The organism is Pseudalkalibacillus hwajinpoensis, assembly GCF_015234585.1.
In the GTDB taxonomy this organism is placed as follows: Bacteria; Bacillota; Bacilli; order Bacillales; family Guptibacillaceae; genus Guptibacillus; species Guptibacillus hwajinpoensis_B.
Map to the genome: position 1 here is coordinate 423,060 of NZ_JADFCM010000001.1, position 20,249 is coordinate 443,308.

Below are 20,249 nucleotides of genomic sequence, written 5' to 3' on the forward strand. Positions count from 1 at the left end.
TATGAATGAGTTGTTATATGAGGTGTGGATTTTAATGAGGAAAAAAGTACTTTTTTTTGCGATTTCTAAAAAAGAATTATCTGGTGGCCAAACCATGATTTATAATGCCTTGAAACATATTGATAAAGCAAACTATGATGTTGAATTACTTGTTCAATCAGAGTGCCCATTATCAAGAAAAGTTGAACGTGAAGGAATAAAAGTTAATTTTTTACCCTTCCCTAATATATCACTTCAAAAAAAGAGAATTAATTCTAATTGGATTAGTATATTCATTAGTAAAATTTTGATGGTTTTAACGCTCTTATTATTCTCAATTCGAACATTTCAATTTGTTAGAAAACATGAGTATGAAATTGTTTGGTGTGAAAATATAAAAGTTTTATTATCTGTCTCATTACTAAAGTTTTCCAATGTTAAGTTAGTATTCAATATGTGGAGCATGGTCAACTCCCGTTTGGGCATACGGTTAATTACTTTAATCTCTAATCACATTATAGTTGAAGGCTTTTTTCAAAAGGAATTGTTTACTTCCGTAAAAGCGCCACCAATCACAGTAATTTATACTCAAATTGATAAAGATATATTTAAAGGTTCACAGATAAACACGAGAAAGGAAACTAGTAAAACTATAATTGGTTTTCTAGGAGGATGTAGGTATAGTAAAGGTTATGATATTTTTATTGAAGTTGCCTATAACTTGGTTGTGAGACAAGGATTAACAGATTTAATTTTTCATGTTGCAGGGGCTAGCCAAAGTGATGATTTAATAGATGCCACCGATTTGAGAATAAAAATAGATAAGTTAGGCGATCACATCCAGATAAATCAATGGATTGAGGATAAACACTTTTTTTATAATGAAATTGATATATTTGTCTCAACCTCTAGGAGTGAGGGACTCCCCGGAGCGGTAAGAGAAGCAATGGGATTTGGTTTACCGGTTATAGCCACAGACGTTGGAGGTACCCAGGAAGCATTGGGGGAAACCGGGCTTATAATAACAGGAAATACTAGAGAAGAGATAGAAAAACATTGTGAGCAATTTATAAAACATTTAGTTACTTATAAACGAAAATCTCAAATTCTTGGTTCTGCTGCTCATAAAAGAGCGAATGATCTTTTTATTGGATATGGCTGGGTAAAACAACTAGAAAAAGTATTTTCTAAACAATAGTTTTGATAAACCTAAGGTTGAGGTAAATAATGTCGAATAACAATTTGAAACAGATTAAGAATAAAACAATTAAAAGTCTTAAATGGCAATCTTTTAATTCATTAGTTAGCACAATAGTGAATCCTATTTCATTAATAGTGTTAGCATATCTTTTAACACCTAAGGAGTATGGTTATATTGCAATTCTAACTATAATTATTAGTTTTGCCGAAAAAATAGCTAATATGGGTTTTTCACATGCGATAATTCAGAAAGAAAAGGTTTCTAAGAAGGATCTTAACAGTATTTTTTGGTTTATTACAACTTTTAGTGTGATGATCTCAATAATAATTTATATATTTTCTTATAATATTGCAACGCTTTTTGGAGAACCAGAATTAGTTAAATTAATTAAATACTCATCATTAATATTTTTATTACAACCTATTGGATCGATATTCAATTCGATTCTAAAAAAGGAACTGCAATATGACTTATTTACAAAGGTTCAGATAGCACAGTTAGTTACTAATAAAGGAAGTATGTTATATTTAGCTTTTATTGGCTTAGGAACAGCAAGTTTCCCTATAGGCTATATACTTGGAAATTTAATAGCTAATTTACTGTTAATTGTAATTTTCATCAGAGGAAATATCTGGTTTCCGAAGATTCAATTTTCATTAAATAATCTTTCTAAATATTTTAAGTTTGGTTTTTCAGTATCATTAAATTCAATTTTAAATAACCTTAGCTATTATATCGATGAAATAATTATTAGTTCTATTTTTAGTATTGAAACATTAGGGATTTATCATTTTGTGAAAAATATATTTAATAATGTTATTAGAATAGTTGATTCAACTATATCCCAAGTAATGTTTCCAGTATTTTCAAAGATGCAGAGTTTTGATAAAGAATTTACAAATTCAATTTTAAAACTTCTCAAATCTGTTTCGTTACTTATTGTACCTGTATCAATTGGTTTATCACTAACTAGCTCACTTTTTGTACCAGTGCTGTTCGGTAGTGAGTGGCTAAATGCTATTACTATGTTTTATTATATGTGTTTCTGGGCAATATCTCACCTTACTACATCAATTTTAGTAGGGCCATTATATGGGAGAGGTAGGTCTGATTGGGTATTATTAGTTACTGTAGTAGAAATTCCTGTAAGAATATTAGTACTTTATCTATTTAGTTATATGGGAATTAATTATTTCATTCTAGCATTTAGTATTTTGCCGCTATTTAAATTAATTATTTATTTAAATATGATAAAAAAATTGACCGGAATTGATCTAGTTTATACAATTTTGAGTTTAAAGGGAATATATTTGGCAGCAATATTTTCTTCAAGTATTGGGCTATTAATTAAATTATCCTTACAAAATATTATTGGATTAATTTTCACGTTATTAATAGTTATTTTATTTGTCGCCATAATATATATATTATTAATACGTTATTTAGATAGAAGTATGTTTAACTACACCATTACTTTAATGAAGAAAGTATTTAATAGCGAGAAAAAAATTGAAACTCAGTGAATTAAGAAGTAAATTATTTTAAAGTTAAGTTGACATATTCGTCGAGTGTAAGGGGTTATACATTATGATTTATCGTAACTTTAACTTAGTAGTGTTTATAAATAAAATAGCTATTTTTCTTATCTATACGTTTCCCTTTATACCATTGTTTAATATTGGATCGAGAGTAATTCAAGTCGAGACATTAGTATTCATTTTAGTACTTATATCTTTTACTATTGAGTTGTCTAGAATTAGTTTTGGGGATTTATCCAAAGATAATATTATTTTGTTATTTGTATTGTGGTTGTTTTCCTTACTAACAGTGATTAGTCTTTTTTATACAAGTGAAGTAATATTGGCACAATTACAAGATTTAATCTATTGGCTGCTCAGTTTTTCGCCACTTATTCTTATTAGAAGTAAATTAAATGGTGTCCCTACATATAATTATATTCGTAGCATAATGTTCTCATCTATAGTAGGGTCACTTATAGTTATTCTGATTAAAGTAAGTAGTGATACGGTCATAAGAAGTACAGGATTTATGTCTAGTTCTAATTTAGCAGGAGTACTATTTGCATTAGCTGCAATTATTAGTTTTGGATATTATCTTGAATTCAAAGGTAAACTTGCTCTAATTACATTCTTAATAAATATAGTTGCAATTCTTTCCACCGGATCAAGAGAATCTTTAATTACGTTAGTAATAGCTATTGTAATCATTGGTCTGTTATTATTTATAAAATCAAGAAAACAAGTTATGAGATGGGTTTTATTGGTGATAGTTATTTTTGTTGCCGGTTTGTTCATATTAAATAAGTTACTACCAGATATTTTGCGTCGGTACTTGGTTACCATCACAAGTATATCTAGTGGGAATGAAAGTGAAATAAACTTTGCATTTTCAGATAGAATTATTTTATGGAAAGAGTTGGTTAATTGGATTATTGAAAATCCCTTAACTCCTTTGGGTTTTCAAGGTTTACAAATAACAGGGACTTTTGGGCTTTATGCGCATAATATGTTTTTACAATCTATAGTGATTGGTGGATTGGTTGGTTTAATTGCATTTTTTTTATTGATAGGGATTATCTATAAATACTGTCTAAGAGTTTTTTTAAATCAACCCTCACCTATTTCATCATCATTATTAGCACTATTAATAAGTTATTCATTAACTGGAATGGTCTCCGATCATTTTTTGAATTTTTTTACCTGGAATTTCATAATGTTTATAGTTTTAAGGCAGCATGTTGAGAAGCAAAATTTATAAAAAATTTGATTTATATATACGTAAATAATAACAATAATGTAAAAGAAAAGGTGTTTTGAATGAATGTATTAATCGCAGGGGTCCCCAAAAAAATATCAAGTGGTGTTCGTACTCACACACATTCACTAAGGTCAGGTTTAGAAGAAAATGGTGTGGAAACTTCATACTTATCTTCTTACCCACAACGTATGGATAAATTATTAACTTCAGTGCCCTATAGATTATTAAATATGGCTGATAAGAATGCTGCTTTCAATTGGAAGTTTAAATCATTGAATCAATATGTCTATAAAAAAAAGATAAACAAAACCTTTAACAATTTTCAAGTAATAAACATTCAATCTGTGGATTGGTTTTATAGTATTAATTCTTTGTTGGAAAATAAAGATGTTGGAATTGTGTTAACTATACACGGTGCGTACGCTGATCAGTTAAAAGCAAAGGGGTATAACGAAAAGACTATAGAAAGAGTCTTAAATTTAGAAAGAGAAGCTTTTCGGTCTGTTAAAGCATTAGTTGCTGTAAGTCCTAAGACAGCTGAGTATGTTACTGAAATTTCTGGACGAAATGATGTTCAAATAATTCCTAATGGTATTATTACTGACACTCAAAAATTAGAAAAGAATGTAGATTATACCGAGAAAATAAAGTGCGTATTTGTTGGTAGTCTTATAAAATATAAAGGAGTACATATAGCAATTGAAGCTATATCAAAAGCTAATTCTAGGGGTATAGATGTCTCACTTGACATCATTGGTGATGGACCAGAAAGAAAAGCTCTTTATAGCCTTGCAAAGGAATTAGGGATTGAAAACAAAATTAACTTTCTAGGAATGTTACCTCAACAAGATGTTCGAAAAAAGCTATCTTATTATCATATATCTTTAATTCCCTCTATTCCATATGGGGAAAAGGGGGAAGAGTCCTTTCCATACTCATGTTTGGAATCTATGTATAGTGGCTTGATAACAATAGCCTCAAATGTAGGTGGATTATCAAAAATTGTTTCAAATGGTCATGATGGTTTTTTAGTAGAGCATAGTAAGCCAGGCGAAATCAGTGAAATAATTGAAAGGTATTATAAATTCCCTGAAAAATTCATTCAAGTAAAAAAGCATGCTAGGGAAAATATTAGTAGTAATTATTCAGCATCAGCTATGGCAGAGAGATATTTATACGTTTATGAATCACTTCTTAAATAGAATGAGTATAAAATAGTCGTTATTAGCGAAAGGAATTTTTATATTGAATAGTAATAAACCCTTAGTAGTCGAGTTAAACGGTATACCAGGTAGTGGTAAAACCTCTACTGTGAAAGAATTGTTTCATAACTTAGAAAAAAGAGGATTAAAAGTACTAATTCTAAGGGATGTTTATTTTTACAAGGAAAAGAAAACGTCGAGCAAATTATTGGTAACTTTGAAAGCTATTTTTTCTTTTACTCTGTTAAAAAATAATATGTTAACTATTAAGTTTTTACTACTCTTTCCATTCAATCTTTCAAGGTTATTATTCGCTCTAAGGTTAATTAAATTAAATTATCAATTATTAAGAGTATATGAAAGTGAAAATTGTGACATAATTCTTCTTGAAGAAGGTTTACTACAGTATACTGCTAATATTCCCCATGTAGATTCTTTCGATAATAAAACTACTTTAAACAAATTACTAAAGAATATGACCTTCCCTTATAAAAATATGTTATTAATAAACTGTGATTTGAATTTAAAGGAATCGGTAAAAAGGATATATAATCGGGGATTAAAAAATCGTAGATTTGATGTTATGGAAGAGCAAGAACTCTTGACCGGATTAAAGAAAAACCAAGAGTTTTTTGGTTATATGAGAGAAATTTGTAAGCATAAAGATAGTATAAGTTTAAACATGTCTTGCGAACTTAATTATAATGTTGACATAGTGGTAAATAAAATTTCACAAAAATTAAGTTGACGAAGCGAAAAGAGTAAATTCAGAATTGTCAATAAGTATATGTGATGTGGTTTGTTAAATAGGAATATACTTTAGTTTTTATTGGAGTATCAGAAGTTATAGAGCGTTCTCGGAGGCTTATGTTAATAAATTTGCTTTTGACCTTATTACTGAGTGTCTCCAAATATTTGGATTTCAACATTGAAAAAGTGCATAATAATTTTATTATTATGCACTTTACAGCTTTTACTACATTTTTTGGATTGAAATTGTAAGATGTATCTTGCGTGTTTTAGAGTGTCAAGCTGAATGCAATTATATTCAATCATTAATTATTTGGGAGAAATAAGATATTTCTGCAACCGTCAGCTTAGGTACAAAAAATCTAAAGTGATAAATGTCAATTATGGACATAGTGTACGGTAGTAGTAGTTTCGATTATTTAAGAAATTGACTTCTCTAATAATTATAGCTATTTTTAGAAAGGTATATTTCACAAAAAATATTAAACTAAAATCATTCACCTACCTAATGAGTATTAGATTTAAACTTAACAGTTGAAAACTGTAAATTTAAATCTAATGTTGATAATGTTTTTTTAACTTCATCTAACATCTTTTGAGATGGTAAATTGCTTTCATTAATAGTTTACTTTTTAATTTTTCTTCTAGGCAGTCATTAGCTAAGTTTAATAAATAGTTTTTTCTCAATAAATGAAAAGTTTTAATCAAGACAAATCCCCTCCTAATATATTGATTTTATTTTAACTAAGGAATGTAAATTATCGGTTAAATGAGCATTAAAATATTATGAATAATTACGAGATCAGAATCGTGGTATAACTTTCCGAAAACTTTATGGGGATAACAATAGATGTAGTGTATAAGATTAAGTATGGGAATTCACAAATAATTATTCACTATATCTAGTAGTTCCTTAAAACGGACATGGGGCAAGGTTCCCATCCTATTATTAAAAAGGAGTCGATGGTGCTCCTGACTTTTCAAATTACCGCCATTCTCTCAACTTTTGCTTTTAAGTATCATTGAGAAAGTATTCATGAGGCTATCTAAAATATTGAATTTAGAATTTAATTTGGATATTTAGAGGCGTAAATTGTTCTATTCAGTAGTATTAATTCAAGGATAGATTTATTTATAGTTAAAAAACTCAAATTACATATGTGTCACATATATTAAGCGAACGGGGGACTTACTTATGAAAGTGAAAAAGGCAATTATACCTGCAGCAGGACTAGGAACTAGATTTTTACCAGCTACAAAAGCACAGCCAAAAGAAATGCTTCCAATCGTAGATAAACCAACGATTCAGTATATTGTGGAAGAAGCAGTAGCTGCAGGAATTGAAGATATTATCATTGTAAGTGGTCGTGGAAAACGAGCAATTGAAGATCACTTTGATAAGTCTTATGAATTAGAAGAGACACTAACAAAGAAGCAGAAAGATAAGATGCTTGAAGAGGTGAAGGGGATCTCCAACCTTGCGAACATTCATTATATTCGTCAGAAAGAACCAAAAGGATTGGGACATGCGATTGGGTGTGCGAGTCGTTTTATAGGAGATGAGCCATTTGCTGTGTTATTAGGTGATGATATTGTGCGTTCTGAAACACCATGTATTAAACAATTAATGGATGTGTTTGATCGTTATAGAAGTTCTGTGGTTGGTGTTCAGCAAGTAGCCGAACAGGATGTTTCAAAGTATGGTGTGATTGCACCTAAAGGTAGTGAGTTAGAAGAGAGAACGCTTCCTGTTGAGACACTGGTTGAAAAGCCGGCAGTTGAAGATGCTCCTTCAAATTACGCGATTTTAGGGCGTTATATACTTACTCCTGAAATTTTTGAGATTCTTGAGACATTGCCAACTGGTGCTGGTGGTGAAGTGCAGTTGACGGATGCGATTAAAGTGTTGAATGAGTCGCATGCGGTGTTGGCTCATGAATTTACTGGTGAGAGGTATGATGTAGGGGATAAGTTTGGATTTATTAAAGCGACTGTTGATTTTGCTCTTAAGAGAGAAGATCTTCAGGGTGAAGTGATGGCGTATTTGAAGAGTGTTGTGGAGAAGGAATTGGCTTATAATTAATCGAACTAAAGAGATGAGTTGAGGGTAGTGACATGTTCCAAAAGCTGACTCACAAAAAGGTCCAGAATTACAACATTTCAGATATCAAATCAGTATGAGATTATAGATAGTTCAATTTCGGAGCCATTCTTTAATATAGTTTCTGAGAATCACGGGGACGTTTCTCGTGATTCACTCTCTAAACGTGTGAAGATCTGCTTGAATCTATCTTCTATATCAAAACTCTAAGGAGTGCTAATTATTATTTTGATTAGCACTTCTTTTATATATAAGATGGACTTATAAGAAGAATTCTCACGATGATTTTAGGTTGTGAGCTCCCAAAAGCTGTTTACTGTGTCGAATATATTTATTCTTCTTCATCTTCAGATCGTGGAATGTAAGTGTACTTATATTCCTTGGTTATTCTCTTCGCAAGGTATTCAAATCCTTCACCATAATATTTGTTATTGGATAGTCTTCGCTGTGCTATGTATGGTGTTACTAAGTGGTGAAGGCGAACTATGGATGGTCCTGAAGCGCTTTTGAAGATCCATAGAGGTAAAAAACCTTTCTTCACCATCATTCCCCAGAAATGAAAAAAGGAACATATTAGTGTTGCAGCTTCAGGATCAAGATCAACCCCCTTGTTTTCACTTTCATAAATGTTATGCCTGGCTTTTGTCATTTCTGGTGTATCACCCTGTTGGAAATACTCCCTTATGGCTTCGAAGTTTGCCACTCGTTTTGTTGACAGACTCATTAGAATACCTGAAACCCCAGAAGCTATTGCAGCTATTCCCACTAATGTACTCAGTCTCACCTCTTGAGACAGCGAAGATACTTCCTCCTGAAAAAATAATAAGCTTAGTAGAACACTTAAGGTTATCAGAGTGTAAGCAATAATTCTCTTATTCACATCATTCTCCTTTTAAGGTAAAATCTTCTATCTTCTATTCTAATACTTTGATAAATTAAAGTTAATAGAGAATGAGAGGAAAATGAATTTAATGGATAACATTGTAATCTTTGGATCAGGTGGTCATAGTAAAGTAGTCATTGATATTGTTGAGAAAGAAGGTCGCTATAATATAGTGGGACTCGTTGACCCATTTCAACCAATTGGAAAAGAAGTATTGGGGTACGAAGTGATTGGTGATTTACAAGATTTAATAGAAATGAATGAAACTGTGCTAGGTGGAATAGTAGCAATGGGAGATAACTGGAAAAGATATGAGACAGTAAAAAGAATACAGGAACTTCTTCCTACGTTTTATTTTGTAAAAGCTATACACCCATCTGCACAGATTGGCAAAAATGTAACGATCGGAAATGGAACAGTTGTGATGGCGAATACAGTAATTAATAGTCACACTAGTATCAGAGATCATTGCATTATTAATACGAAGTCTTCGATCGATCATGACGGATGTCTACATAACTTTGTCACAATAGCCCCAGGTGCAACGTTAGCTGGCTCAGTCTCGATTGGTGATCATTCAGTAATATCAATAGGTGCGACTGTCATTCATAATCGGAACATAGGTAGGCATACCGTAATCGGAGCAGGATCAACTGTCTTACACGATATCGACTCTTATGTGGTAGCTTATGGTACTCCTGCTAAATCTATTAGGGAGAGAAAAGAAGGGGAACCTTACTTGTAAGCAATGCGGTAGTGTTACCCCTGGATATAGAAACGTTTTGCTAATCCTTATAGACTAAAATCAATTTAATATAAAATTAGTTTTTTATACCTAATCCAAGTGAAAAGTAGTAAGGGAGGAATATATGTATGGCCGAGAGATATTCTCTAAATGAACAGACTCTCCAATTCATCTTAGAATTTGAAAAAGGTGTTGAAGCTCGTAAGTCTTACACTACTCAAGAATTAGTTGATCAGTTTATATCTTCAACTTATCATAGAGTGCAATTTGATTCTTATAAGAAAACTCCAAACAGTTCAATGTGGTATGCAATAAGACGTAGTAATAAGTGGGTAAGGGTGGAGAATGGTACGTATATGAAAAAGTAAAAAAATCAAGAAGACGGTGCCTTGAGTTAGGGACAATAGTAGTGCGCTACGTACTTGTGTTGAATTCTGAGTCAATATAATTGTCCAGCTGATATTCAGTAAATTACTTAACTTGTTTCTAGTGATATATGAGGTCATCCTCAAGTGAGCCTATTCTAAAAAAGGAGAATGTTAGTGAGTACGGGAAAAGAAAGTAGGAACATTCTAGCACGATATATAAAAAACGAACCCCAAGTTACCATCCCAATTTTGACTTCGGCTGTGTTTATCGGTGCTTTAATCAATAAAAAAGGTTATTTTGATTATCATAATATCCCTATTAGCTATGTGGATTTTAACATCTTTCAGTTTTTTGTAAATGATATGCTAGTTATCATATTAACTGGATTATTTTTATTATTATTATGTGGGTTAATTTATTTAATAGGTGAAATTGCTATTAGCAGAAGAGAAGTATTAGAAACCAATAATTTGTACTCAACAAAAGAATCCAAAGTTATTTCAAAAAATAACATTAAAGATGACTTTGCAATCATGATAATCATATTAATTGATATATTTGTGGGTTTCGCAATAATTTTCTATTTGGATAAAATAAGCTGGGTTTTCTTGTTTATGATTTTAATTTTTGTTACGTTTATTCCTTTATTTTATTGCCTTATTATAAAACGATTTTATGCTATAGCATTACTCACAATATCACTTCAATTCTTAATAATATGTTATATATCAGGATACATGAATGGAAAAGTAACTGTTCTTGATATTGCTTGTGTGGAAGGTGAAAAATTCAAAGTGATAGATTATTATGACGACAAATATATTTTAAAACCCACAAAGGATAAAAGCGAATATTTTAAAGTCAGTAATCTTAATAATTCCCCTGTGAGTGTATTTAATACTAGGGAAGTAAATGATATTTCCTGTAATAGTTCTAAGTAATGTGGGATCAGTGGTTGCAGTGTTCGTGAATTATTTCAATGTTGATATAGATTTCATAAATGTAAGTCAAAAATGAATGACGGGTACGGTTCTTGTGATTCACTTCAGAGTTATGCGAGGAGTCTAATCGTTCTATTGGTTGTAAAACTGATTTTTTCTGTTTTGTGTAAGAAGGTGAATTAGCAGAACCGGCTCGATTATTCTAGTTTAGGGTTTAAAATTGAGCGAAATTATATACAAAAGTAATGAGGTGTAATTTGTTGGGAGCATATAAAAAGAAAGCATTATCGTTATTTTTAATAGTTATGGTTTTCATTACATTAATGATAGCATTGCATTGGAAATACAATATAAGTTTAGAAACAATTATACAGGTTATTGGATCTATGTTTGGCATACTAATTGGTAGTTATTTGACTGGAAGATATGCAGTTAATTCAGTAAGAGAGCAAATTAGTCACAATGAACAGCAAAAAAGAGATGAGATCGAAAGCAGACAAAGTAAGTATAATATCTTTTTACGCATTCATTTAAATCTTATTCGAAATGAAGCAAAGAGTATTAATTCCTTTATGAATCTGAATGCTCACCCAGTGAACCCATATAACGTGGATCCTTTAGAAAAAGTGGAAAATGCATTTCTAAAAATAAAAGACACAATTAGTTTGCTATTTAGCATTAGTCCTGATTATATATCTGAAGATAACTATAGGCTTTTGGGTGAAGTTAACAATAAAATTTATGAAACAGAAAGAGCATATGAGGGTTTTTTAGCTACAGAAGAGGAAGAGCAAAGAAGTCATTTTGATGAAGTTAAGAAATTATCGAATCAATTAGAAAATCTAGTGAATGTAGATCATGATGAATGAATTACGGACGGTTCTCGTGATTATATATAGAAATAACAGTGTGTATAAATCGATGGATTAGACCCAGCACTGGAGGGACATGGGAGGGACATGGGGACAGGTTCCTTGTCCCAACCAGTGAAGAAGGAGATAGGATAGACCCACCTCTGTCATTTATTTGATCCACTTAGGACAAGAAAATGATCCACTTGTGCCATAAGTGAACCACTATCAATAATGATAGTGGCTTTAATCTTCATTTTGCAGGTAGGGAAATAAGGGACACGGGGACAGGTACCTCGTCCCACTGGATCTGTTCAAGTAAGCGAAATATTATACGCTGAAGAAGTAATGAAGGAAACCCACTGAGTTGGCTGATGCAGCCGCTTGGTGGGCTTTTTTGTTGTTATGAAATGTTTTATTTTGAGACAGGCCTTTTTATTGATATGGTAAAATTATCAAAAAATTATGATTTATGATGGGGAATAGATAATGAATGAAACGATCAAACATACTCCAAATGATATACAAAATATTAAAGTCCCTAAAGATGAAGCAGCTAAACTCATTAAACATTATGCTATCCAATATAGGAGGGACATGGAGACCGGTTTCTCTTCTCACCAGAAATCGCGGCATTAGTAATACAGTAATACTTCAGTAATTGTAGAAAGGTTATGATTATGTCTGCAGTGTTGATCTATTAGTTATCTGCTGTGACAAGGCACCTATTTCGGTGTCCCCCCCAGGAATTACTGAGCTGAAACATGACTATTAAGTTTAATAAGTACATGATTTCCCGACTATTTGCTCATTTTTTATGAAAAATTATTGATTGGAAATAAATTGAATTGGGTAAATGGTAAGATAGATATCGGGATAAATCCTTTTGTGAAGAGGAATTCATATTGAAGGTATTGAGGTGAAGTCATGGGGATTTATGGCGAGTTAAGTAGTCTTCAAGGATTGATAAATGGAAAAGCAAGTGAAATAGCTGATCAATTGCGTAGGCTACGAGAAGCGAAAGCTGAAATTAATCGAGAGCAAAATTTGTTGCTTGGGGAAATTCGGAATTTGCGAAGACCCGATTTATCAGATCAATGGGTAGGACCACTCTCCGATAAATATGATACTGATCGAGAGGCATCCTATCAAGCTATGAATCAGATAGGGAATGAACAGTACGATTTGTACCAAAGGGTCATAGACTCTCGGATTCACGCTCTTGAAGCCCAGCAAAGTCACTATAGCTTTCTTGGGAGTCTCGCACATGAAGCAGAATCTTTGTTGCATAAAGGGGAAGATTTTGCGGAAGATGTATCAGCGAAAATCAATCATATTAAGGGGAGGATTTTCTGATGTATATAGCCGTTTCCGGCGGAGGATCTTCTACGGAGATTAAACTCAATTATTCAGAAGTGATGACGAAATTAGAAGAAGCAATGAATGCCGTTCAACATCTCACGTTACCAGAGCCTTCAGCAGGTCAACTGGGGCGTAACAAAATAAACTATACAGATGCCTGGATTAATCGTGAACAAAACCTTCAACGTTTATTGCAGGATTATATGACGGTTGTGCAAAAAAACCTTGAAGATACGAAAGCAAATGTGGATTCACTTAAAGAGCAGGATGAAGCTATTACAAGATCTTAAAGAAGGGGTAGTCGTTATAAGTGACAGTCTATGAAGCTTCAACCTTATTTGATACGATGTCGACAAGAAAAAGGGAATACGAGACCCTAAGAGAACAATTGATCACCCTTCAAAAGGCTTTTCAAAGTATCGTTGAACTTGATGAAGCCCTTAAAGGCAAAGGTGCCGAGGCGATTAAAGGATTTTATCAGGCTCAACTTGAAGTGTTAAGTTTATGGCTTCAGCTTGTTGATCGAAATATCGCTTTTTTTAATGAGATTCCTGAAAGGGCTGCGTCAAAAAATCTTGAAAATGAAACGGTTGAGCTGCCTTTTCTAGAAGATGAGCTATCGAATAGTGAAAGTAGAGCGAGAGAAATGATTGCAGAGCAGCAGGAAGATCTGCAACGGATTTTCGATCGCATCAGCGACATTCAACCACTGCAAATTTTTTCTCGAAACGAAGTCGATCAACAACTTGATGAAGCAAAGATGAAACGAGAAAAGACGATTGAGAGCGTTGAACAATTTGATGAAGAATTAACGAGTAAGTACACGATGTTGGAAAGTGATGAGCAGGTCCTAACCGCTTTGTTCAGTGAATTAATGAATGCCTCGAGTCAAGGGAATCAGGTTTCATCGATCTACTACGATGCCGCATCTTTTCATTCGAGTGATATTTATTCGGCGATTGCTGCGAGCCAAGCGGAAGCGGCAATCGTGAAGAAAGAGCAAACTTCACAGGAAGTTAAGTCGACTGTGGAGGAAAACGAGAATCCTTTTATTGAATCGGTTAATAGTTTTAAAGAGATTGGTACTGATTTTTGGGCTGGCTTTCAAGAGCGTGGCGAAAAGAAAATGGATTCTCTTTACGACTTTGGCAATTACCTCACCTCCGGATTGTTCGATGGCGTAAGAGGTACTGTTAGTGCAATGGACGAACGATCTGATAAAGCTATGGATTCACCTTATGATTTTGTGAACTACTTGACGAGTGGCGGAGCGGATCTTGTGAAAGGTGCAGTAAATCCAGAAGACGATTTTTCTAAAGAACATTGGTTGAGTAGTTTTGGGCTGGCTTCGATGGTTGCTGGGGCTAAGGTGAGTGTACCTAAAAGCGGCACGGCTAAGATGAATAGTATCAAGCATACGATTCATCTGGACGTTACAAGGAAAGTCATGAAAGAGACTTATCAAAAAGTGGTGCAGGGTCCACTTATTAATTCGGGGATGTATATGAAAGATAGTGTGCGGCAGGTCCTTGATTATAAGGTTCCGTTGCGAACGGATTATGCTTTGGCGGGAGTTGGAGATATTCCTCATAATACTGTGAGAGATATGGGGAAGAATGCTAAAGAAACGTTGCATTTTAGTGTTGGGAAAAGAGATGGAAGAATTAACGAAAATGGTAATGACACTCCAGCCGCTTTCAGACAAACTGAATTTGCTAGTTCATATGAAAATAGGCTTAATCAGACACCTTCAACAATTAACCCAAAGGTAGAATTTGATGGAATAAGAGGAGAGTCTTTATGTACACTAAAACCACCACCAGATCAAGAATTAAAACGATTATTTGATGATGCCGGCATTGGAGGAATCCAATATAAAAGTGGAGTACCTGATTTCTCATCAGTAGCAAAAGCCCAAGTGGAAATCAATTATATGCTAGGTGGAAAGAGTGTTTATGGAGGTAAAGCTAGACGAGCTAATTTTACACAATCAGATCAAAAATTAGCTGGACAGCTTAACAATTCACCTGAATTAGCAAGTGAGTTTGGAATGGAATCTGGTACAATCAGAGCAAGAGATATAAAAAAATACCGCGAAATAAACAATTTCACATGGCACGAACTAAATGATGTTAAAACAATGCAACTTGTGCCAACCAAAATTAATAGTGAATTTGGACACCTTGGTGGTGTTGGTGAGATAAATGCAGGAGCTTTTGGGCATGGAGGCTTTGCCAATAAACAAAGGGAGAAGATTTTTGAATGATTATAAAAGATGCAATTTTCGGTGAACTCGAGTATGAATTTGGATGGTCAAGAGTTATGACTATAGATTTCTTTGGAAATGAAATCGAGATAGATCTAATGATCGATGGTGAGGAAGATGGGCAGTTTGATGAAGGTCAATATATAGCGTACCAATTAGTAATGAAACATTGGAACGATTTACAACAGGATTTTTTGAATTCTGTATTAACTTATTACACACAAAAACGGAGTGAATTAGGCTTTGATACTGAGTTAAATGAAAATTATCCAGTAGTTGAGACAACTGATCAAATACTCAAAATGATAAGTTTAGATGGAATTGTTGTTCCATATGAAGATATTTTTGAGGAACGACATATTGGGGTTTTATTTAATTGCACCTGGGATACAGAAAACGGACTAGGACTTCGCTTGTTAAATGAGAAAGTAACAGAAGTTGGTTATCAAGATGTCGCAATATAAACATTTCTGTTTTAAAAAAAATGCCGATTAGCGGTTCTCTTGATTCGTTTCAAAGTTTAAGCAGGTTACCACAAATTTAAGTCAAAAAAACCAGGGGGGCAAATCGTTCTATTGATTAGCTTACCTGGCTTTTCTATTTTTTTAACAAGTGAATCAGCAGAACCGTCCCGGTGATTCTCTCTAGGCATTTATCACGGGTTAATGGCTCTCTCATAGTATATAAAAAATTCTAATGGAGAGTGATTCCCGTGCCAGCCCCAAATCAAAATTCCAACCAGCTGCAGTATTTTTCTGACGTCAATCAAAATCGATTGTTTACACGTAATGCAACGAATTACATTAATCGGCTAGGAAGGGATGTTCTGAATACGCTAGGGAATGTGTCTCTTCTAGATATTTATCTAAGTCAGGGGCGCGTGGTAGAGCCACATTATCATCAAAATGCGTCAGAATTAGTTTACTGTATTGCTGGTTCTGCAGGTGTTTCACTCATTAATCCTTTTACAAATGAAGTTATTCATCTATCGATTCATCCTGGTCAAGTAGCGAATATTCCTCAAGGTTGGTGGCATTGGGAAGTGGCTTATGAAGACAAAACTCACCTCCTTGCGATCTTCGATGCGCCTTATCCAGAATATATTTTTGGCTCGGACATTCTAACTAAAACCCCTATTCAAGTATTGGCTCATACTTATTGTTTAAATCCGGAACTGTTAAGAAAAGCATTAAAGCCACTTAATAATGAAACGATTATAATTGGCCCAACTAATCAGTGTGTTGAAGGGCATTCTAATGGGGGGTATGAACAACAGAAGATGAATCAACATTATTAAGGATTTCCGGTGTTTCTTTTGAATAATTCTATATAAAAACAGAGAGAAAGTATGTCGAGTCCCAAACAGCCTAATGAAATTTCACAAACAAGTTAATGAAACCCAGTTGAGCGCATCTTTCTAATGATTCGCTCAACTGGTTTTTTCGTATTGCACATTAAAGAAAACCAGCAGTCTCGTTCCTCTAATACCTGACCACCCCTCAACAGATAGTCAGAGAGATAATGTGACATGATTGTTGTAGACAATTTTTGTTCATGCAAAAATACTTATAATAATAAATGTCAGATTAATTAACATTTTCTAAAAATAAGATTATGGTTCTGAAAAGTGAAAGGGGAAGTTGGAATGGATTCGATGTTTTTGATGAATAGTCTTTGGGTGATGTTTTCAGCAGTACTTGTTATTTTGATGCTAGGCGGTTTTATTTTACTTGAAGCTGGGTCAACGCGAATGAAAAATGCTGGCCATATTGCTGGTAAGACGATCTTCACATTTGGGATTGCTTCGTTGGTCTTTTGGGCAGTGGGATACGGCTTAATTTTCGGTGAAGGAAATGCTCTCTTCGGTTTAACGGACTTTTTCTATTCAGGTTATGAAATTGAGGGATTAGGACTTTCAGCTCCAGTTTTCTTCTTATTTCAGCTAGCGTTCGCAGGTATTTCCTTAACGATTGCATTTGGTGGCTTTGCTGAACGTGCGAAACTAACAGCTTATATTCTGTTTGCGGTTTTATTCTCAGTCCTCGTTTATCCTGTGATTGCCCACTGGATTTGGGGCGGCGGCTGGTTAGCTGAGCACGGGAAACAGGACTTTGCAGGTTCAACGGTTGTTCACCTTACAGGTGCAATGGGCGCTTTTGCCGCAACAATTCTTTTAAAACCACGGATTGGTAAATACAATAAAGATGGTTCTCCAAACAACATTGCCGGACACAACCAGGTATTTACGGCACTTGGTGTGCTTGTTTTATGGGTAGGTTGGTTCGGATTTAATGCAGGTAGTACGTTATCTGCTGACGCTGCATTCTTTGGATTTGTTGCCATGAATACAAACTTAGCAGCAGGTGCTGGAGCGGTAGCCGCTTTAGTTGTGGCGTGGGCCGTAACAGGAAAAGCGGATGTGCCAACGATGTTAAACGGTGGATTAGCAGGATTAGTTGCGATTACAGCTTCCTGTGCTTTTGTCGACACGTGGGCAGCGGTTGTGATTGGATTAGTTGCTGGAATGATCGTGTTTTACAGCATGAGATTTTTCGAAAAGCGAAAAGTGGATGACCCGATCTTTGCTTTATCTGTTCACGGGGTAGCAGGCGTTTGGGGTACGTTATCAAACGGTTTGTTCGCAACTCCAGAACTTGCAACAGTAGGTCAACCAGGACTTTTCTACGGAGGCGGTTTCGAACAGCTAGGTGTTCAAGCACTTGGTGTTGGTGCGAGTGGGGCTTATGCCTTTGGTGTTTCGTTTATTCTTTTGGTGATCATTAAGAAAGTGCTAAACGGTTTACGAGTCACTGAAGAAGAAGAGATTATTGGTCTTGATCTCAGTGAGCACGGTAGCTATGGCTATCCAGAATTTTTGCAGACGAGCGAACAGCCAGTACAACAAGGTGGAAAAAGCTCAAAATCCGGTTAATTGAGATGCAAAGGGGCTGTCGGTATGGATGATGGTGTTGAAACTTATGAGGATCTAAGAAAAATGAGAGAACAACAAATCAAGAACGTTGCGACAGATCATTTTGCACTGAATCACTTCCATGATCAGCTGATGAGTCAAATCGTGCATCTAGCAGTGGAGAAAGTGAAAAAAGAGTGGGGGCCACCTCCCTCTCCTTTTTCATTTTTTTTAATGGGGAGCGGCGGTCGGTTTGAGCAAGCGCTATGGAGTGACCAGGATCATGGGATTGTCTATGAAGTTACGAGCGAAGAGGCGAGTAACTATTTTCTTAAGCTTGGAAAAGAAATCTCGGTTGGTCTCAATACGATTGGATATGAATTCTGTGATGGAAATGTGATGGCGTCTAATCCACTTTGGTGTAAATCAGTGGAAGAGTGGAAAAGGCAGCTAGAAAATTGGATGGATGATGAAAGCTTTGAAGCTATCCGACATTTGTTGATTTTTATTGATGCGAGAGCGTTAGTGGGTCGGGAGGCGTTTATTGAAGAGTTAAAGCAAGTGATTCACTCTAAAATCGAGGAATCACCATACTTATTAAAAAGAATGCTGAAAAATACGATGAGGCTTCAAAAAGGGATCGGTGTATTCGGACAAATACTCGTCGAAACGCATGGAACCCATACTGGAGAAATCAATTTAAAACAGACGGCTTTATTTCCCTATGTTAATGCAGTGAGGCTTCTTGCATTGAAGGATAGCGTGATGACGACGTCTACTTTAGCAAGACTTGGTGCATTATCAGACAATAGCCGTTCAGAATGGAAGCAGTATGAAGATAAATTTAGGCAGCTTTTACAGTTTCGGCTTCGTTATGGAAAACAAGAAGATTATGAAGCCGTTCATTACGTGACGATTGACTCCCTTCCTAAAGAAAAGAAGAAAGAGCTCAAGGAGATTATGAAAAAAGGGATTGAGCTTTACAATGACACCACAAAGCACATCGAAAAGGGTGTTACTAAATGAAGATGAATCAAATGGTTCAATATTTAAAGCAGCTGTCCGGTAAGGTGAATACGAGCATGTACGCATCCATTCAAGATCAATCAAATCCTCATCATATTTCCATGCTAAGACAGATGCAGAAAGAAATTAAAATGAAAAACACGTTAGAAGTACCCTTAAATCAATTACGAGTCGTTGTGTTTGATCTTGAAACAACTGGTTTTTATCCGAATAAAGGGGACGCCATCCTGTCGATTGGGGCGGTGAAAGTAACCGGTGAAACCATCGAAAAAGATACTTTTTATTCATTAGTTCAGTCTAGTAACGCCCCATCCGAAGAGGTTACTGAATTAACGGGCATTAAGGTGGAAGATCTGGATTCAGCACCACCCCTCTCAGATGTGCTCGCTCGATTTTATGAATTTATGAAAGGGCACACCTTAGTTGCGCATCATGCAAAGCATGAACAAGCCTTCATGCAGCACGCTACCTGGAGTTTGATGCGTGCCAATTTCGATCATCGTATTGTGGATACTTCTTTTTTAATACGAATTGCTGATCCTGAGCTAAAAGGGTTTCAATTAGAAGAGTGCTGTACAAATTGCGGAGTTGAGGTAAAGGATCGGCATCATGCCCTGGGAGATGCCAAAATGACAGCTGAGCTTTGGTGTCATTACTTGAAGAGAATTCAGGAGATGGGGTTTACGAATTTGCGTGAGGTTTATGAGCGGTTGGCGCGGATGGGGTAGTGGATGCAACGGTTGATTTTTTCGGTCTATTTGAAATTTATACTGTTGGCTACAAGTAAGTCTCAAAGAGAAAACAAGTGAGTTTTTCATGCTAATGAAAAACTCACTTGTTTTTATATGTAAGCTAGTAAATCATTATAAAAGCTTTTGTGATTT

Annotated in this window: 19 protein-coding genes and 1 pseudogene; 19 read left to right on the plus strand and 1 reads right to left on the minus strand. The window is 34.6% G+C overall.

Annotated elements, in window-relative coordinates:
* The first annotated feature begins 34 nt into the window (after nucleotides 1–34).
* The 6 genes from IQ283_RS02115 (at nucleotide 35) to galU (ending at nucleotide 7,993) form a co-directional block, all read left to right on the plus strand.
* Nucleotides 35–1,177: a glycosyltransferase family 4 protein gene (locus IQ283_RS02115; protein WP_194218508.1), complete on the plus strand. Its 1,143-nt coding sequence runs from the start codon at nucleotides 35–37 to the stop codon at nucleotides 1,175–1,177.
* 29 nt (nucleotides 1,178–1,206) lie between these two features.
* A complete protein-coding gene (locus tag IQ283_RS02120; RefSeq protein ID WP_206759419.1) occupies nucleotides 1,207–2,703 on the plus strand; it encodes an oligosaccharide flippase family protein in 1,497 nt (498 codons plus the stop codon).
* 64 nt (nucleotides 2,704–2,767) lie between these two features.
* Nucleotides 2,768–3,958 (plus strand): O-antigen ligase family protein, encoded by a 1,191-nt coding sequence (locus IQ283_RS02125; RefSeq protein ID WP_194218510.1) that lies wholly within the window; start codon nucleotides 2,768–2,770, stop codon nucleotides 3,956–3,958.
* Nucleotides 3,959–4,017: 59 nt separating this feature from the next.
* Nucleotides 4,018–5,160, plus strand: a complete 1,143-nt coding sequence (locus tag IQ283_RS02130) for a glycosyltransferase family 4 protein (protein WP_194218511.1) — start codon at nucleotides 4,018–4,020, stop codon at nucleotides 5,158–5,160.
* A gap of 43 nt (nucleotides 5,161–5,203) precedes the next feature.
* Nucleotides 5,204–5,908, plus strand: coding sequence for a hypothetical protein (locus IQ283_RS02135; protein ID WP_194218512.1), 705 nt, complete (start codon nucleotides 5,204–5,206; stop codon nucleotides 5,906–5,908).
* A 1,197-nt stretch (nucleotides 5,909–7,105) separates the two neighbouring features.
* Nucleotides 7,106–7,993, plus strand: a complete 888-nt coding sequence (gene galU, locus IQ283_RS02140; protein ID WP_194218513.1) for a UTP--glucose-1-phosphate uridylyltransferase GalU — start codon at nucleotides 7,106–7,108, stop codon at nucleotides 7,991–7,993.
* Nucleotides 7,994–8,342: 349 nt separating this feature from the next.
* On the opposite strand, the gene IQ283_RS02145 is transcribed toward galU, so the two are convergent.
* Nucleotides 8,343–8,891: a DUF4760 domain-containing protein gene (locus IQ283_RS02145; RefSeq protein ID WP_206759420.1), complete on the minus strand. Its 549-nt coding sequence runs from the start codon at nucleotides 8,889–8,891 to the stop codon at nucleotides 8,343–8,345.
* 91 nt (nucleotides 8,892–8,982) lie between these two features.
* Between IQ283_RS02145 and IQ283_RS02150 the strand changes: the two genes are divergently transcribed.
* From IQ283_RS02150 to IQ283_RS02205, 13 genes and pseudogenes are all read left to right on the plus strand, one after another.
* Nucleotides 8,983–9,639, plus strand: coding sequence for an acetyltransferase (locus IQ283_RS02150; RefSeq protein ID WP_194218515.1), 657 nt, complete (start codon nucleotides 8,983–8,985; stop codon nucleotides 9,637–9,639).
* A gap of 128 nt (nucleotides 9,640–9,767) precedes the next feature.
* The gene (locus tag IQ283_RS02155; RefSeq protein WP_194218516.1) at nucleotides 9,768–10,007 is read left to right on the plus strand and encodes a hypothetical protein; all 240 of its coding nucleotides are present in this window, start codon (nucleotides 9,768–9,770) and stop codon (nucleotides 10,005–10,007) included.
* Between the two features lie 174 nt (nucleotides 10,008–10,181).
* Nucleotides 10,182–10,949 carry a hypothetical protein gene (locus IQ283_RS02160; RefSeq protein WP_194218517.1) on the plus strand — a complete coding sequence of 256 codons (768 nt, stop codon included), beginning with the start codon at nucleotides 10,182–10,184 and terminating at the stop codon, nucleotides 10,947–10,949.
* Nucleotides 10,950–11,209: 260 nt separating this feature from the next.
* Entirely contained in the window at nucleotides 11,210–11,818 is a 609-nt protein-coding gene (locus IQ283_RS02165) for a hypothetical protein (RefSeq protein WP_194218518.1), read from the plus strand.
* Between the two features lie 909 nt (nucleotides 11,819–12,727).
* Nucleotides 12,728–13,156 (plus strand): hypothetical protein, encoded by a 429-nt coding sequence (locus IQ283_RS02170; RefSeq protein ID WP_194218519.1) that lies wholly within the window; start codon nucleotides 12,728–12,730, stop codon nucleotides 13,154–13,156.
* Nucleotides 13,156–13,452, plus strand: a complete 297-nt coding sequence (locus IQ283_RS02175) for a YwqI/YxiC family protein (RefSeq protein ID WP_194218520.1) — start codon at nucleotides 13,156–13,158, stop codon at nucleotides 13,450–13,452. The genes IQ283_RS02170 and IQ283_RS02175 overlap by 1 nt, the downstream gene beginning before the upstream one ends.
* Nucleotides 13,453–13,472: 20 nt before the next feature.
* Nucleotides 13,473–14,057: pseudogene (locus tag IQ283_RS24045) on the plus strand (T7SS effector LXG polymorphic toxin); the annotation flags it as partial.
* A 711-nt stretch (nucleotides 14,058–14,768) separates the two neighbouring features.
* The gene (locus IQ283_RS24050; protein ID WP_408962574.1) at nucleotides 14,769–15,428 is read left to right on the plus strand and encodes an HNH endonuclease; all 660 of its coding nucleotides are present in this window, start codon (nucleotides 14,769–14,771) and stop codon (nucleotides 15,426–15,428) included.
* The gene (locus IQ283_RS02185; protein WP_194218522.1) at nucleotides 15,425–15,892 is read left to right on the plus strand and encodes a DUF6985 domain-containing protein; all 468 of its coding nucleotides are present in this window, start codon (nucleotides 15,425–15,427) and stop codon (nucleotides 15,890–15,892) included. Before IQ283_RS24050 ends, IQ283_RS02185 begins: the two co-directional genes overlap by 4 nt.
* Nucleotides 15,893–16,140: 248 nt before the next feature.
* Entirely contained in the window at nucleotides 16,141–16,725 is a 585-nt protein-coding gene (locus IQ283_RS02190) for a cupin domain-containing protein (RefSeq protein ID WP_194218523.1), read from the plus strand.
* 348 nt (nucleotides 16,726–17,073) lie between these two features.
* Nucleotides 17,074–18,360 (plus strand): ammonium transporter, encoded by a 1,287-nt coding sequence (locus IQ283_RS02195; RefSeq protein WP_194218524.1) that lies wholly within the window; start codon nucleotides 17,074–17,076, stop codon nucleotides 18,358–18,360.
* Nucleotides 18,361–18,384: 24 nt separating this feature from the next.
* The gene (locus IQ283_RS02200) at nucleotides 18,385–19,365 is read left to right on the plus strand and encodes a DUF294 nucleotidyltransferase-like domain-containing protein (RefSeq protein ID WP_194218525.1); all 981 of its coding nucleotides are present in this window, start codon (nucleotides 18,385–18,387) and stop codon (nucleotides 19,363–19,365) included.
* Nucleotides 19,362–20,093: an exonuclease domain-containing protein gene (locus IQ283_RS02205; protein WP_194218526.1), complete on the plus strand. Its 732-nt coding sequence runs from the start codon at nucleotides 19,362–19,364 to the stop codon at nucleotides 20,091–20,093. Before IQ283_RS02200 ends, IQ283_RS02205 begins: the two co-directional genes overlap by 4 nt.
* Nucleotides 20,094–20,249: the final 156 nt, after the last annotated feature.

Excerpts from the sequence above, each read along its gene's own strand:
- IQ283_RS02175 (WP_194218520.1), top strand. The coding sequence starts at position 13,156 with ATGTATATAGCCGTTTCCGGCGGAGGATCTTCTACGGAGATTAAACTC.
- IQ283_RS02195 (WP_194218524.1), top strand. The coding sequence starts at position 17,074 with ATGGATTCGATGTTTTTGATGAATAGTCTTTGGGTGATGTTTTCAGCA.
- IQ283_RS02185 (WP_194218522.1), top strand. The coding sequence starts at position 15,425 with ATGATTATAAAAGATGCAATTTTCGGTGAACTCGAGTATGAATTTGGA.
- IQ283_RS02125 (WP_194218510.1), top strand. The coding sequence starts at position 2,768 with ATGATTTATCGTAACTTTAACTTAGTAGTGTTTATAAATAAAATAGCT.
- IQ283_RS02120 (WP_206759419.1), top strand. The coding sequence starts at position 1,207 with ATGTCGAATAACAATTTGAAACAGATTAAGAATAAAACAATTAAAAGT.
- IQ283_RS02205 (WP_194218526.1), top strand. The coding sequence starts at position 19,362 with ATGAAGATGAATCAAATGGTTCAATATTTAAAGCAGCTGTCCGGTAAG.
- IQ283_RS02130 (WP_194218511.1), top strand. The coding sequence starts at position 4,018 with ATGAATGTATTAATCGCAGGGGTCCCCAAAAAAATATCAAGTGGTGTT.
- IQ283_RS24050 (WP_408962574.1), top strand. The coding sequence starts at position 14,769 with ATGGGGAAGAATGCTAAAGAAACGTTGCATTTTAGTGTTGGGAAAAGA.
- IQ283_RS02155 (WP_194218516.1), top strand. The coding sequence starts at position 9,768 with ATGGCCGAGAGATATTCTCTAAATGAACAGACTCTCCAATTCATCTTA.
- IQ283_RS02170 (WP_194218519.1), top strand. The coding sequence starts at position 12,728 with ATGGGGATTTATGGCGAGTTAAGTAGTCTTCAAGGATTGATAAATGGA.
- IQ283_RS02200 (WP_194218525.1), top strand. The coding sequence starts at position 18,385 with ATGGATGATGGTGTTGAAACTTATGAGGATCTAAGAAAAATGAGAGAA.
- IQ283_RS02115 (WP_194218508.1), top strand. The coding sequence starts at position 35 with ATGAGGAAAAAAGTACTTTTTTTTGCGATTTCTAAAAAAGAATTATCT.
- galU (WP_194218513.1), top strand. The coding sequence starts at position 7,106 with ATGAAAGTGAAAAAGGCAATTATACCTGCAGCAGGACTAGGAACTAGA.
- IQ283_RS02150 (WP_194218515.1), top strand. The coding sequence starts at position 8,983 with ATGGATAACATTGTAATCTTTGGATCAGGTGGTCATAGTAAAGTAGTC.